This window comes from Rhizobium yanglingense, from assembly GCF_977109285.1.
Window position 1 is genome coordinate 764,143 of the sequence record NZ_CDSAWY010000005.1, and the last position, 12,218, is coordinate 776,360.

The window sequence follows — 12,218 nt, forward strand, 5'->3', positions numbered from 1 at the left end:
GCAAATATCAGGCGTCCGCGCGGCGACTAAACGAAGAACTGCCCGCCGTTCGCCGAAAGCGTCGAGCCGGTGATAAAGCCGGCATCGTCGGAGATGAGAAAGGCAACGCAGCGCGCGACTTCCTCCGGCTCGCCAAGGCGCCCGACCGGAATCTGGGGAATGATCCGCTCGTTGAGCACTTTCTCCGGAACGGCAAGGACCATTTCCGTGCCGATATAGCCAGGGCAGACGGCGTTCACCGTAATGTTCTTCGCTGCCCCCTCCTGGGCAAGTGCTTTCGTAAAGCCGAGATCACCCGCCTTGGCAGCCGAATAGTTCACCTGCCCCATCTGACCCTTTTGGCCATTGATGGAAGAGATGTTGACGATGCGTCCGAAGCTGCGGTCGCGCATCCCGCCCCAGACGTGGTGCGTCATGTTGAAGAGGCCGGTAAGGTTTGTATTGATGACCTCATGCCATTGCTGCGGCGTCATCTTGTGAAACATTGCGTCGCGCGTAATGCCGGCATTGTTGACCAGCACCTCGATGCCGCCGAGCTCTGCCTCCACCTTTGCGACCCCTTCGCCGCAAGCGACGTAATCGGAAACATCCCACTTGAAGACCGGGATGCCGGTCACGTCATGGAAGGCCCTCGCCTTCTCGTCATTGCCGGCATAACTGGCGGCGACCTTATAGCCCGCATTCCTAAGTGCCATCGAAATGGCGGCACCGATGCCGCGCGTGCCACCGGTGACCAAAACCACTCTGCTCATGCTTCGCTCCCCTCTCGGTCATTCGCCTTTGATCAGGCGCTCTCGAATCATCAATCGCATACTATTCAAAGTGCCTCGAAGCACATGGCGACACCCATGCCGCCACCGATGCAAAGTGTCGCAAGACCCTTCTTGGCACTGCGCCGCTTCATTTCGAACAGCAGCGTGTTGAGAACCCGCGCTCCGGACGCACCGATCGGATGACCGATCGCGATTGCGCCGCCATTGACGTTGACGATCGCCGGATCCCAGCCAAGATCCTTGTTCACAGCGCAAGCTTGAGCGGCAAAGGCCTCGTTCGCCTCGACCAGGTCGAGATCGCCGACGGACCAGCCAGCCTTCTCGAGCGCCCTGCGCGACGCAGGGATCGGGCCAGTACCCATGACTTGAGGATCCACACCAGCCGTCGCCCAGGAAACGATGCGTGCCAGCGGCTGGATGCCGCGCCTGGCGGCCTCCGCTTCCGTCATCAGGATCGCGGCTGCTGCGCCGTCATTGAGGCCTGACGCATTGCCAGCCGTCACCGTGCCCTCTTTGTCGAAAGCCGGACGAAGCTTGCCCATTGCATCGAGTGTTAGCACCGTGACGGATATACTCGTCCGCATCCACCGTCACATCGCCCTTGCGTGTCTGGATGACGAAGGGAACGATCTCATCCTTGAAGCGGCCTTCCTTCTGGGCCGCTTCCGCCTTGTTCTGAGAGGAGACCGCAAACTGATCCTGGTCGTCGCGGGAAAGTTGCCACTGGCGGGCGACGTTCTCGGCGGTGATGCCCATGTGGTAGCCGTAAAAAGCGTCTGTCAGGCCGTCCTTGATCATGGTGTCGACCATCTTCATGTCGCCCATCTTCGTACCGCCACGCAGATGCGCGGCATGCGGGGCCATCGACATGGATTCCTGGCCGCCGGCGACGATGATTTTCGCATCCCCGAGCGCGATCTGCTGCATTCCGAGAGCGACCGCCCGAAGGCCCGACCCGCAAAGCTGGTTGACGCTCCAGGCGGTAGCCTCGTTCGGAACGCCCGCTTTTATAGCCGCCTGGCGCGCTGGATTTTGGCCCTCGCCTGCTTGCAGCACCTGGCCAAGGATAACCTCGTCGACCTCGGCTGCGTCGACGCCTGCGCGTTCGAGCGCAGCTTTGAGGGCGGCAGCCCCAAGCTCATGTGCCGGAACCGTGGCGAATGCACCATTGAAAGAGCCGACCGCTGTGCGGGCCGCGCTGGCGATGACGATGGATGAACTGCTCATAAAGGCCTCCTCGTTTTCCTTCAGCATACATAGGTCGAAACTGGCAAAGCTTCAGCCCTAAGTCAAACGAGAAGGCGATTGCGGCAATTTTCGCTGCGGCTTGCGAATATGCGAATTATCCCTTTTCTCAAAGGGGTTGCCGCATCGCACAAAGAGATTGTCACCAGGCTTCTTTTGCGTCTACAGTCTGTTACGGAGGAATATCCATGACAATCAGACGGGGTTCAGGAGACTGATATGGCGAAGAACGAGGGTCAAATAGTCATCAAGAAATACGCCAACCGCCGCCTATACAATACAGGCACCAGCACCTATGTGACGCTGGAAGATCTGGCGGAGATGGTGAAGAAGGGAGAGGATTTTACGGTACAGGACGCAAAGAGCGGTGATGACATCACACATTCCGTTTTGACCCAGATCATTTTCGAGCAGGAATCAAAAACCGGAAATACGCTGCTGCCGATTTCCTTCCTGCGCCAGCTCATCACCTATTACGGCGATCAGATGCAGATGGTCGTTCCGAGCTTCCTCGAACATTCCATGCGCGCCTTCACCGAACAGCAGGCGCAGATGCGCGAACAGGTGAACCGCGCCTTCGGCGAGTCACCGCTCGGCAAGAACCTGCAGCTGCCGATACAGATGGTCGAGGACCAGGTCCGCCGCAACACCGAGATGTTTCAGAAGGCCATGCAGATGTTCTCTCCCTTCATGACCCCTCCCGCCAAGGAAACGAAGAAGGCCGAGGCGAAGGATATCGACGAGTTGAAGGAACAGCTGCGCGCCCTGCAGAACAAGCTCGACAATCTCTAAGGTTCAAAGCCCGATCGAAACATCGCGGCCGGCACTGCGGATCGAGACTGCAAACCCGCCGATCACGTCGATCAGTGCAATCGTCATCAAGATGAAGAAGACCTGTGTTGCCGCATCCTGGACGAGAAGGAACTCGACCAGGAAGGCGATGAAGACCAGCATCGACAGCATGTGATTGACAAGGCTGCCGGATCCATTGCGGGTGGCCTTCAATATCTCGAAGAACAGGATGACCAGCGCCACGACGATGAAGAGATCGCCGAGCGCCATGCTCCAGATCGCACCGGAGATCATCGAAAGCACCATGATGTCATGCTGGAGCGCGGGAATGCCTCCGCCACCCATCAAACCGGCCATCGTCATGTTGTAAAGAATAAACGGGATTACCATCAGCGGCATTACAGCGATCATTGAGCCATGTCCCCCTATTTCGACGGGAATACTGCAGCAGATCACAGCACCACTTCAAGGCATTGGAAATACAATAGTGCTCAAAAGCAAAAAAGGCCGGCGTTTGAAGCCGGCCTTTTCAATCCTGGCTGTGCCAGATTTTGGAAGCTTATGCGCTTTCCTTCGGCGTCAGAACCTGGCGGCCACGATACATACCGGTCTTCAGATCGATATGGTGCGGGCGGCGCAGTTCGCCGGAATTCTTGTCTTCCACGTAGGTCGGAGCCTTCAGGGCGTCTGCAGAACGGCGCATACCGCGCTTGGACGGGCTCGTTTTTCTCTTCGGTACAGCCATTTTACGTACTCCAATTCACAGGCAATACATTCCCGGCCAAGCTGGCGGCCGAAACGGACGTATCGCGATTTCGGAAATTTTGCGCGCTTATACATGCCTTGAAGGTGGTTGACCAGTCCCCAAACAGATTTTTTGCGACTTCTCGTGAATTCAAGCTCAGACCTCGTCTTTCGGTACGATCCAGGGTTCGGCCCGGGCCGCAGCTTCCCACTTCAGCCAGGCAGGATGCGCCTTTAGCGCCGACATATAACTCAACGTATCGCTGGCAGTTACAAGGTCATAGGTATCGAAGCGGCTGACGACCGGCGCAAACATCGCGTCGGCTGCCGAAAATCCGCCAAAGAGAAACGGTCCGCCCGAGCGGTTGCGCACCTCGCGGAAAATGGTTTCGATCCGCAGGACATCAGCCATTACGCCATCTGCAAGTGCGATCTTGCCTCGCTCGCGCCGGATATCCATCGGACAGGCGCCTCTGAGCGCTTGGAAACCCGAAAGCATCTCCATCGAGACCGAACGCGCCACCGCGCGCTGTGCGCGATCCTTGGGCCAAAGCCCCGCCTCGGGATAAAGTTCGGAGACGTAGTCGATGATCGAGAGTGATTCCCATACCTGCAGGCTGCCATGGAGTAGAACCGGCACCCTGCCCGTGGGAGAGATTTCCCTGATGCGCGGATTGCCTGCGGGAAAATCAAAGGGGATCAGAATTTCTTCGAACGGAATGCCCGTTGCTTCCATCGCAATCCATGGCCGGAACGACCATGAGGAGTAGTTCTTGTTTCCGATATAGAGGGTAAGGCTATCCATGAAGCATCCGCAAATTGATTTCGGGGCCGAATTTAGCGGCGCCCGGCTAAAGCGACCAATGAATAATTCATGCCTCAATCATAAAGGCATCTGATGTAATCGCCGGAACCTTGAGCCCGGCGCTCGATGACCGAGGCAAGCGTGCGAAGGCCGCGGCGGGGTTTTCCGGCGTTCCGGTCGATCGGGTTCGGAAGAGAAACGGCCAAAAGCGCTGCTTGGCGTCGCGAGAGCTTGGAAGCCGATACCTTGAAATGATAGCGCGCCGCCGCCTCGATGCCGTAGATACCCGGTCCCCACTCGGCGATGTTGAGATAGATCTCCATCAGCCGGCGCTTGGTCCAGACGAGGTCAGAGGCGACCGCCAGCGGCAGTTCAAGTGCCTTGCGCACAAACGAGCGGCCATTCCACAGAAACAGGTTCTTGGCCGTCTGCATGGGGATTGTGCTGCCGCCGCGCGTCGCTTCGCCGTCGAGGGTCTCTGCGACCAGCTCCTGCATTTCACCCCAGTCGACGCCGCCGTGAAAACAGTATTGACCATCCTCGGACATCATCACGGACTGAACGAGAATCGGCGAGATGTCGTCCAAAGGGACCCATTGCCGGTCGTAGCCGCGCAGGAGCACGATGTCGCGCAGCATCAGCGTCGAGACGGGATGAATAAAAGGGATCAGATAAACAAAGATCAGAACATAAGGCAGGATCAGAAATCCAGCGGTCGCAAGGACGATGCGCGTCATGATCGACCGGCTGCGCAGCCAAGCGAACAAACGGCGATGAGCCGGCATCGCAATGCTGTCCTCTCTTTCCGGCGATATGTCCAATATGTGTAAGCCCAACACCTGTTCCCTTCGCTCTCATAGCGTTTGCAGGTCGTGAAGGCCAGATGCAAAGGAAATCTTGCTGTGATCATTGACAATTCCGTTGCAACGGCGCCACTGCTCATGCCAAAGAGCGCGCATGGTCGCGAGCTCCGAAGCCTTCGATATCCGTTTGAAGACCAACGCCCAAGAGATCGAGGCGTTGCTGGACGCGCTGCTTTCCGATGACATGCGAGAGGATGAGATAGCCCGTCCTGGAAGCCTGAGGGCGGCGATGCACTATGCGGTGCTGAACGGTGGCAAGCGGCTTCGCCCGTTTCTCGTCGTGGAGAGCGCGCTGCTCCTCGGTGGAGACAAAGAGGCGGCCTTGAGAGTGGCGGCAGCGCTTGAATGCATTCACTGCTATTCGCTCGTTCATGACGATCTTCCAGCGATGGACGATGACAAGCTGCGCCGCGGCAAACCGACGGTCCACATAGCCTTCGACGAGGCGACCGCGATCCTTGCAGGCGACAGCCTTCTGACCTACGCCTTCGACATTATCGCCGCCGACGAGACGGGACTTCCAGAGCAAAGCAAGGTGGCGCTGATCCTTGCGCTTGCGCGCAGCGCTGGCCTGGGCGGAATGGCTGGCGGACAGGCACTCGATCTCGCTGCGGAAAAAAACCCGCCGGATGAACGCGGCATCGTTACATTGCAGGCTATGAAGACGGGAGCGTTAATCCGCTTTGCTTGCGAAGCAGGCGCAATGATCGCCGGCGCCTCGAGCGATGATCGCAAGCGCCTGCGCGCTTTCGGCGAAAAGATCGGTCTTGCCTTCCAGCTCGCCGACGATCTTCTTGATGTCACATCAGACGCCGCCACCATGGGCAAGGCAACCGGCAAGGACGTGGGCCGCGGCAAAGGTACCCTCGTCTCTTTGCGTGGTATCGAATGGGCAGAAGCCGAACTCCGGCGCCACGTCGAGGATGCGACACAGCTGTTGGAGCCTTACGGCGATGCCGCTGCGACGCTCGCCGCGACCGCGCATTTTGTTGCCGCTCGAAAAAGCTGACGCAGCAGCGGCAGGCGAGATACTTCTTGGCATCTAGCGGCTGAGCTTATTCAGCAGCGGTCTTTTGACCGAAGCGCCTTTCGATATAGTCGATGACAAGCGCCTCGAAATCCGCAGCAATGTTCGGCCCGCGCAACGTCAGCGCCTTCTTGCCATCAATGAAAACGGGAGCGGCCGGCGTCTCGCCGGTGCCAGGCAGCGAAATGCCGATATCGGCATGCTTGCTTTCGCCCGGCCCGTTGACGATGCAGCCCATCACCGCGACGTTCAGGGCTTCCACGCCCGGATATTTCTCCCGCCAGACCGGCATGTTCTTGCGGATATCGTTCTGGATATTCTGCGCCAGTTCCTGGAAAACCGTCGATGTCGTGCGGCCGCAGCCGGGACAGGCGGCGACCACCGGCACGAACTGTCGGAAACCCATAACCTGCAGCAGTTCCTGTGCCACCTGCACTTCGCGTGTACGATCGCCATTCGGCTCCGGCGTCAGCGAAACGCGGATCGTATCGCCGATGCCGTGCTGCAGAACGTAGCCCATGGCAGCCGACGAGGCGACGATGCCCTTGGTGCCCATTCCGGCTTCGGTGAGCCCGAGATGCAGCGCATGGTCCGAGCGCTCGGAAAGCATGGAATAGACAGCGATCAGATCCTGGACCTGGCTGACCTTGGCCGACAGGATGATGCGGTTTCGCGGCAGGCCGATTTCTTCGGCAAGGGTGGCCGAGATCAATGCCGATTGCACGATCGCCTCGCGCGTCACCTGACGTGCCGAAAGCGGCGAACCCGCCTCGGCATTCTTGTCCATCAGCGCCGTCAGCAGGTCCTGGTCGAGCGAACCCCAGTTGACGCCAATACGCACCGGCTTGTCATAGCGGACCGCTGTCTCGATGATTTCGGCGAACTGCTTGTCCTTCTTGTCCTTGAAACCGACATTGCCAGGATTGATGCGGTATTTCGCCAATGCTTCGGCGCAGGCCGGATGATCGGCAAGCAGCTTGTGGCCGATATAGTGGAAATCGCCGATAAGCGGTACATCCATGCCGAGGCGCAGGAGCCGCTCGCGAATCTTCGGAACGGCAGCAGCGCTTTCGTCACGATCGACGGTGATCCGCACGAGCTCCGACCCCGCCTTGAAGAGGGCGGCAACCTGCGCAACCGTGGAATCGATATCCGCCGTATCCGTATTTGTCATCGACTGCACGACAACAGGCGCACCGCCGCCGACGACGACGCCGCCCACATCGACCGCGACGGAAGCGCGGCGCGGTTTCGGATCAAAATCGGTAGGTGAAGACATAGACAGAGCTCTTGAACCCTTGAATTCGTGCCTTTCAGGTGGATCATACCCGCTTTCTTGTCAACGCCCAAAGCATCACTTTTGCTTGGCTGACCTAGTGGCCGCCGCCGGAGATGCCGTCCGCGTAGCGGGCAAGCTTCGAAAAGATCAGCACCACGACCAGCAGGACGGGCAGCGCCATGAAGACGGCGCTAAAGCCGACATGCTCGGCTGCAAAGCCGATTGCAGAGGGTGCAACCAGCATGCCGGAATAGCCCATGGTCGTGACGACCGAAAGGCCGATCCCGGCCCTCAGGCCAGGGACATTGCCTGCCGCGGAAAAGGCGATCGGCACCATGTTCGAAATGCCGATGCCGCAGAACGCAAAGCCGACAATGGCAAGCTCGGCATTCGGCGCAAGGGCTGCGATCAGCATGCCGGCGATGGCAAAGAGGGTGCAGACGCGCAGCGTCTTGACGCCGCCGAGCTTGTCGCGCACCAGATCGCCGGCGAAACGCATGATTGCCATCGTCAGCGAGAAGGCCGCGAACCCGAAACCGGAAAGAGCCACGGATGCATTCATTTCCTGGCGGAGATAGAGCGCACCCCAGTCGAGCACAGCACCTTCCGGAACCATCGAAAAGAGCGCCATAAGCCCAAGCAACCATGGCAGAGGCGTCATCGGCAGGCGTGTTTTTTCTTTCTTCTCATCCGGATGCGGCGGATCGGCAAGGATCATCGGCCAGGCGATCACGAGGAAAAACAACGTGAGCACGGTGGCGAGCTGCGCATGGCCAAGAACACCGAGCTTGGCGATGACGAAGCCGCCAAGGCCCGAACCGATCAGGCCACCAAGGCTCCAGAAGGCATGGCAGGACGACATGATCGCCCGGCGCATCGACTTTTCGACGGCAACCGCGTTGGCGTTCATTGCAACGTCCATTGCGCCGATGAACCCACCAAACAGGAAGAGCGCGATTGCGCCGGTCGTAATATTCGGCGCCAGCGTCAGCGCCAGAAGAATTGGCACTACGCAGGCCGCGGTTGCCCGCGACACTACGTGCGAGCCATGCTTGGCGATCTGCGCCCCGGCAATCGGCATCAATGTCAATGACCCAAGGCCGAACACCAGGATCATCAGCCCGAGCTGGAATTTCGTCAGTTCCAGACGCTCGGCGAAATCCGGAATCTTCGGAGCCCAGCAACCGACGACAAAGCCGTTCATCAAGAAGAGCAGCGACACCGCAACCCTGCTCTTTGGCAAGAAGCCACGCCGGACCCCCTGGGCCACATTCATCGGATTATCCATTGTATTCCCGTCTCCTCCTGCAGTCGGCCGCTTAAGGATCCGACTCAAAGATTATTCATCGCGCCTTGCGCGCCTTGACAGTGCGGCAGCCCCGCTCGCGATAGGCCGCAAGCAGCGCCTCGTTTGCGTCGTGCTCCACGACGAGGCATTCGCAATGCGCGACGGGCAGGACGCCGTGAGGCGCCGCTGTACCGAATTTATCCGAGGTCACCGCAACCAGCACCTTCCGGCTTCGCGACGTCGCGAACCGCTTGAACTCGGCGTCCTCGAAACCGAATGTCGTGACGCCCGCTTCCAGATCGATGCCGCAGGCGCCGAGAATGCAAAGGTCTGGCGAGATCTGCTCCATGTCCCGCATTGCCTTGGCGCCGAGCGCGCCACCCACCTGCCGGTCGACCATTCCGCCGATCAGGATGACATCGACGCCGCCGTTGTCTATCAGCGCTGCGGCAATTGCCGGAGCATTCGTCGCAGCCGTCAGCGCCATGTCTGATGGAAGGGCTTTGGCAATCGCCAGATTGGTGCTTCCGGCATCAAAAAATACCGTCGACCCCGGCGCAATCTGCGAGACGGCGGCTTGGGCCAGCAATTGTTTGCGATCGAGGGCAATGCCCATTCGCTGCTTGAGGCTCCCGCCGGCAGGCGAAACTGGCAGCGCACCGCCATAGACCCGCTCACAGAGCCCGGCAGCTGCCATCTCGCGCAGATCGCGACGGATCGTATCTTCGGAAACTCCGAATTCCAGCGCGAGTTCAGCCGCAAGCACACGCCCGTTCGCCTGAAGCTTGCCAGATATGATGTTCTGCCGCTCCTTCAACAGCATCTCGGTCGTATTCATGCCTGTTTAGCTCACAATTGGCGCCAGATTTTGAGAACGTGCATAAACGTATATGAACGTGCACACAATGGGCATTGACCACACATTTCCTGACACCCTGAAACAAGCCGCGTCAAAAGCCAGATAAATGAGAAAAATATTCGCAGTTGCCCAATTTCTTTGCAGTTTTCTACGCTTCGCCACGCCCTATTTTCTGCAATCTATCTGTCATCGAATTCCTCCTACATGGACCCGCAAAACATGAAACTCCTCAAGACCATCGCTGCCGCGGCCTTTGTCTCGGCCGCTGCCTTCCTCTCCGCCCAGGCCGGCGAAAATCTCAACGCCGTCAAGTCCGCAGGCATTTTCAAGATCGGTACGGAAGGCACCTATGCGCCGTTCACCTACCATGACGAAAGCGGCAAGCTCGTGGGCTTCGACGTCGAGATCGGCGAAGCGGTTGCCGCCAAGCTCGGCGTCAAGGCCGAGTTCGTTGAAGGCAAGTGGGACGGCCTGATTGCCGGCCTCGACGCCAAGCGCTACGACACCGTCATCAACCAGGTCGGCATCACCGAAGCCCGCAAGCAGAAGTACGACTTCTCCGAGCCCTATATCGCCTCCAAGGCGGTGCTCATCGCCCGTGCAGACGACGACAGCATCAAGAGCTTCGCCGACCTGAAGGGCAAGAAATCTGCCCAGTCGTTGACGAGCAACTTCGGCAAGCTCGCCGAGCAGTCCGGCGCAGAGCTCGTCGGTACCGAAGGCTTCGACCAATCGATCCAGCTCGTGCTGACCGGCCGCGCCGATGCAACGATCAATGACAGCCTCTCTTTCCTGGACTTCAAGAAGCACAAGCCGGACGCAAATGTGAAGATTGCGGCCGAGCAGGAAAACGCCGACTACTCCGGGATCATCATCCGCAAGGGAGAGCCGGAACTGCTCGAGGCGATCAACAAGGCACTGGCAGACATCAAGGCAGACGGCACCTATAAGAAGATCGCCGATAAATATTTCGGCCAGGACGTATCGAAGTAAGCGCTTCGAAAGGGCGGTTTCCTGCCGCTGGCACATCCTCTATATCTGCTGAAGAGCGTCCAGCGAAAACCCGCTGGACGCCCTTTCATTAAGGAAACACACCCGTGCCGCACTGGCTTCAACTGATGGCGGAATCGCTCCCCACGCTTTTGTGGGCCGGACTGATCTTTACCATACCGCTGACCCTGCTCTCCTTCGTCTTCGGCCTGGCGCTCGGGCTGGTGACTGCCGTGGCACGCCTCTTCGGCCCGGCTCCCATCGCCTCAATCGCGCGGTTCTACGTGTGGGTCATCCGCGGCACGCCGCTGCTCGTGCAGCTCTTCGTCATCTTCTACGGCCTGCCGAGCCTTGGCATCCTGCTCGATGCTTTTCCGGCGGCCCTGATCGGCTTCACGCTGAACATCGGCGCCTACAGCTCCGAAATCATCCGGGCGGTCATCTCCTCCGTTTCGAAGGGACAATGGGAAGCTGCCTATTCGATCGGCATGAACTGGCGTCAGGCGATGAGCCGCACGATCTTGCCGCAGGCCGGTCGTGTCGCCGTGCCGCCGCTTTCAAATACCTTCATTTCATTGGTCAAGGATACGTCGCTGGCGGCAGCAATCACCGTGCCGGAGCTTTTCCAGGCTGCACAGCGCATCGTTGCGACAACCTATGAGCCGCTGATCCTTTATATCGAGGCAGCGCTGATCTACCTCGTTTTGAGCTCCGTTCTCTCAGCGTTGCAGGTACGGCTCGAGCGCCGCTTCGCGCGCTACGGCGGCATGCTGGAGGCAAATGCATGATCGAGCTTTCCAACATCGAAAAGCGCTTCGGCGATGCCATCATCCTAAAGGATATCAGCATCCGCATCCCGGAAGGCACCGTCACTGCTCTCGTGGGTCCCTCCGGCGGCGGCAAGAGCACGCTGCTTCGCTGCATCAACCTGCTGGAGATTCCAACAGCGGGATCGATCCGGATTGGCGAAGAGACGCTGGATTTTGTGCCGGAAAGGAGGGTTGGTTGGCAAGCGATCCAGAAGATCCGCCGCCAGACGGGCATGGTCTTCCAGAATTTCCAGCTCTTCCCACATCAAACCGCGATCGAAAACGTCATGGAAGGCCTGGTGACGGTCCTGAAATGGCCGAAGGAAAGGGCGCACGCCCGCGCTATGGAACTGCTGACCAAGGTCGATATGGCGCATAAGGCGGATGCCTGGCCCTCGACCCTTTCCGGCGGTCAGCAGCAGCGCGTCGCGATCGCCCGAGCATTGGCTCCGTCGCCGCGCGTCCTTCTCTGCGACGAGCCGACTTCGGCACTCGATCCCGAACTTTCGGCGGAAGTCGTCGATGTTCTCGGCCGGCTTGCCAGCGAAGGCACGACCATGGTCATGGCGACACATGATCTGCGGCTCGCCTCGAAGATCGCCCACAACGTCGTGTTCCTGGAAGCAGGAAATGTCGTCGAAACCGGCACGGCGAAGTCCATCTTCACGGCGCCGGAACGCGAGCGCACCAAACGCTTCATCTCGACGATCAACGCCGCGCATACCTACGACATCTAGACTCAAT

Annotated in this window: 13 protein-coding genes and 1 pseudogene; 5 read left to right on the forward strand and 9 right to left on the reverse strand. The window is 59.1% G+C overall.

Going from position 1 to position 12,218, the window contains the following annotated elements; translation table 11 throughout:
* Positions 1-26: 26 nt before the first annotated feature.
* Both phbB and ACW4PC_RS13385 read right to left on the reverse strand, forming a co-directional pair.
* Entirely contained in the window at positions 27-752 is a 726-nt protein-coding gene (gene phbB / locus ACW4PC_RS13380) for an acetoacetyl-CoA reductase (protein ID WP_039846460.1), read from the reverse strand.
* A 65-nt stretch (positions 753-817) separates the two neighbouring features.
* Positions 818-2,000 (reverse strand): annotated as a pseudogene (locus tag ACW4PC_RS13385) (acetyl-CoA C-acetyltransferase).
* Positions 2,001-2,237: 237 nt separating this feature from the next.
* Here ACW4PC_RS13385 and phaR point away from each other — a divergent pair.
* On the forward strand, positions 2,238-2,810 hold the full coding sequence (gene phaR / locus ACW4PC_RS13390; protein ID WP_455874116.1) for a polyhydroxyalkanoate synthesis repressor PhaR: 573 nt from the start codon (positions 2,238-2,240) through the stop codon (positions 2,808-2,810).
* Between the two features lie 3 nt (positions 2,811-2,813).
* Here the strand turns inward: phaR and ACW4PC_RS13395 are convergent, their stop codons facing one another.
* The 4 genes from ACW4PC_RS13395 to mtgA form a co-directional block, all read right to left on the reverse strand.
* Entirely contained in the window at positions 2,814-3,221 is a 408-nt protein-coding gene (locus tag ACW4PC_RS13395) for a hypothetical protein (protein WP_039846462.1), read from the reverse strand.
* Between the two features lie 148 nt (positions 3,222-3,369).
* A complete protein-coding gene (gene rpmF, locus ACW4PC_RS13400) occupies positions 3,370-3,555 on the reverse strand; it encodes a 50S ribosomal protein L32 (protein ID WP_003543812.1) in 186 nt (61 codons plus the stop codon).
* A 156-nt stretch (positions 3,556-3,711) separates the two neighbouring features.
* Positions 3,712-4,359: a glutathione S-transferase family protein gene (locus tag ACW4PC_RS13405; RefSeq protein ID WP_455874117.1), complete on the reverse strand. Its 648-nt coding sequence runs from the start codon at positions 4,357-4,359 to the stop codon at positions 3,712-3,714.
* Positions 4,360-4,433: 74 nt separating this feature from the next.
* Positions 4,434-5,180, reverse strand: coding sequence for a monofunctional biosynthetic peptidoglycan transglycosylase (mtgA, locus tag ACW4PC_RS13410; protein ID WP_455874118.1), 747 nt, complete (start codon positions 5,178-5,180; stop codon positions 4,434-4,436).
* A 136-nt stretch (positions 5,181-5,316) separates the two neighbouring features.
* Here mtgA and ACW4PC_RS13415 point away from each other — a divergent pair, with 136 nt between their 5' ends.
* On the forward strand, positions 5,317-6,231 hold the full coding sequence (locus tag ACW4PC_RS13415; protein WP_455874119.1) for a polyprenyl synthetase family protein: 915 nt from the start codon (positions 5,317-5,319) through the stop codon (positions 6,229-6,231).
* Between the two features lie 46 nt (positions 6,232-6,277).
* On the opposite strand, the gene ispG is transcribed toward ACW4PC_RS13415, so the two are convergent.
* From ispG to ACW4PC_RS13430, 3 genes are all read right to left on the reverse strand, one after another.
* A complete protein-coding gene (gene ispG / locus ACW4PC_RS13420; RefSeq protein ID WP_455874120.1) occupies positions 6,278-7,528 on the reverse strand; it encodes a flavodoxin-dependent (E)-4-hydroxy-3-methylbut-2-enyl-diphosphate synthase in 1,251 nt (416 codons plus the stop codon).
* A 94-nt stretch (positions 7,529-7,622) separates the two neighbouring features.
* A complete protein-coding gene (locus ACW4PC_RS13425; protein ID WP_455874121.1) occupies positions 7,623-8,816 on the reverse strand; it encodes an MFS transporter in 1,194 nt (397 codons plus the stop codon).
* A 55-nt stretch (positions 8,817-8,871) separates the two neighbouring features.
* Complete coding sequence (locus ACW4PC_RS13430) at positions 8,872-9,654, reverse strand: DeoR/GlpR family DNA-binding transcription regulator (protein WP_455874122.1); 783 nt, start codon at positions 9,652-9,654, stop codon at positions 8,872-8,874.
* Between the two features lie 240 nt (positions 9,655-9,894).
* On the opposite strand from ACW4PC_RS13430, the gene ACW4PC_RS13435 reads away from it, so the two are divergent.
* The 3 genes from ACW4PC_RS13435 to ACW4PC_RS13445 all read left to right on the forward strand — a co-directional run bounded on the left by ACW4PC_RS13435 (position 9,895) and on the right by ACW4PC_RS13445 (position 12,211).
* Positions 9,895-10,668: an amino acid ABC transporter substrate-binding protein gene (locus ACW4PC_RS13435; RefSeq protein WP_455874123.1), complete on the forward strand. Its 774-nt coding sequence runs from the start codon at positions 9,895-9,897 to the stop codon at positions 10,666-10,668.
* A 104-nt stretch (positions 10,669-10,772) separates the two neighbouring features.
* Positions 10,773-11,453 (forward strand): amino acid ABC transporter permease, encoded by a 681-nt coding sequence (locus ACW4PC_RS13440; RefSeq protein WP_074070024.1) that lies wholly within the window; start codon positions 10,773-10,775, stop codon positions 11,451-11,453.
* The gene (locus ACW4PC_RS13445; protein WP_455874124.1) at positions 11,450-12,211 is read left to right on the forward strand and encodes an amino acid ABC transporter ATP-binding protein; all 762 of its coding nucleotides are present in this window, start codon (positions 11,450-11,452) and stop codon (positions 12,209-12,211) included. The genes ACW4PC_RS13440 and ACW4PC_RS13445 overlap by 4 nt, the downstream gene beginning before the upstream one ends.
* Positions 12,212-12,218 lie beyond the last annotated feature (7 nt).

Excerpts from the sequence above, each read along its gene's own strand:
- phbB (WP_039846460.1), bottom strand. The coding sequence starts at position 752 with ATGAGCAGAGTGGTTTTGGTCACCGGTGGCACGCGCGGCATCGGTGCC.
- phaR (WP_455874116.1), top strand. The coding sequence starts at position 2,238 with ATGGCGAAGAACGAGGGTCAAATAGTCATCAAGAAATACGCCAACCGC.
- ACW4PC_RS13395 (WP_039846462.1), bottom strand. The coding sequence starts at position 3,221 with ATGATCGCTGTAATGCCGCTGATGGTAATCCCGTTTATTCTTTACAAC.
- rpmF (WP_003543812.1), bottom strand. The coding sequence starts at position 3,555 with ATGGCTGTACCGAAGAGAAAAACGAGCCCGTCCAAGCGCGGTATGCGC.
- ACW4PC_RS13405 (WP_455874117.1), bottom strand. The coding sequence starts at position 4,359 with ATGGATAGCCTTACCCTCTATATCGGAAACAAGAACTACTCCTCATGG.
- ACW4PC_RS13415 (WP_455874119.1), top strand. The coding sequence starts at position 5,317 with ATGGTCGCGAGCTCCGAAGCCTTCGATATCCGTTTGAAGACCAACGCC.
- ispG (WP_455874120.1), bottom strand. The coding sequence starts at position 7,528 with ATGTCTTCACCTACCGATTTTGATCCGAAACCGCGCCGCGCTTCCGTC.
- ACW4PC_RS13425 (WP_455874121.1), bottom strand. The coding sequence starts at position 8,816 with ATGGATAATCCGATGAATGTGGCCCAGGGGGTCCGGCGTGGCTTCTTG.
- ACW4PC_RS13430 (WP_455874122.1), bottom strand. The coding sequence starts at position 9,654 with ATGAATACGACCGAGATGCTGTTGAAGGAGCGGCAGAACATCATATCT.
- ACW4PC_RS13435 (WP_455874123.1), top strand. The coding sequence starts at position 9,895 with ATGAAACTCCTCAAGACCATCGCTGCCGCGGCCTTTGTCTCGGCCGCT.
- ACW4PC_RS13445 (WP_455874124.1), top strand. The coding sequence starts at position 11,450 with ATGATCGAGCTTTCCAACATCGAAAAGCGCTTCGGCGATGCCATCATC.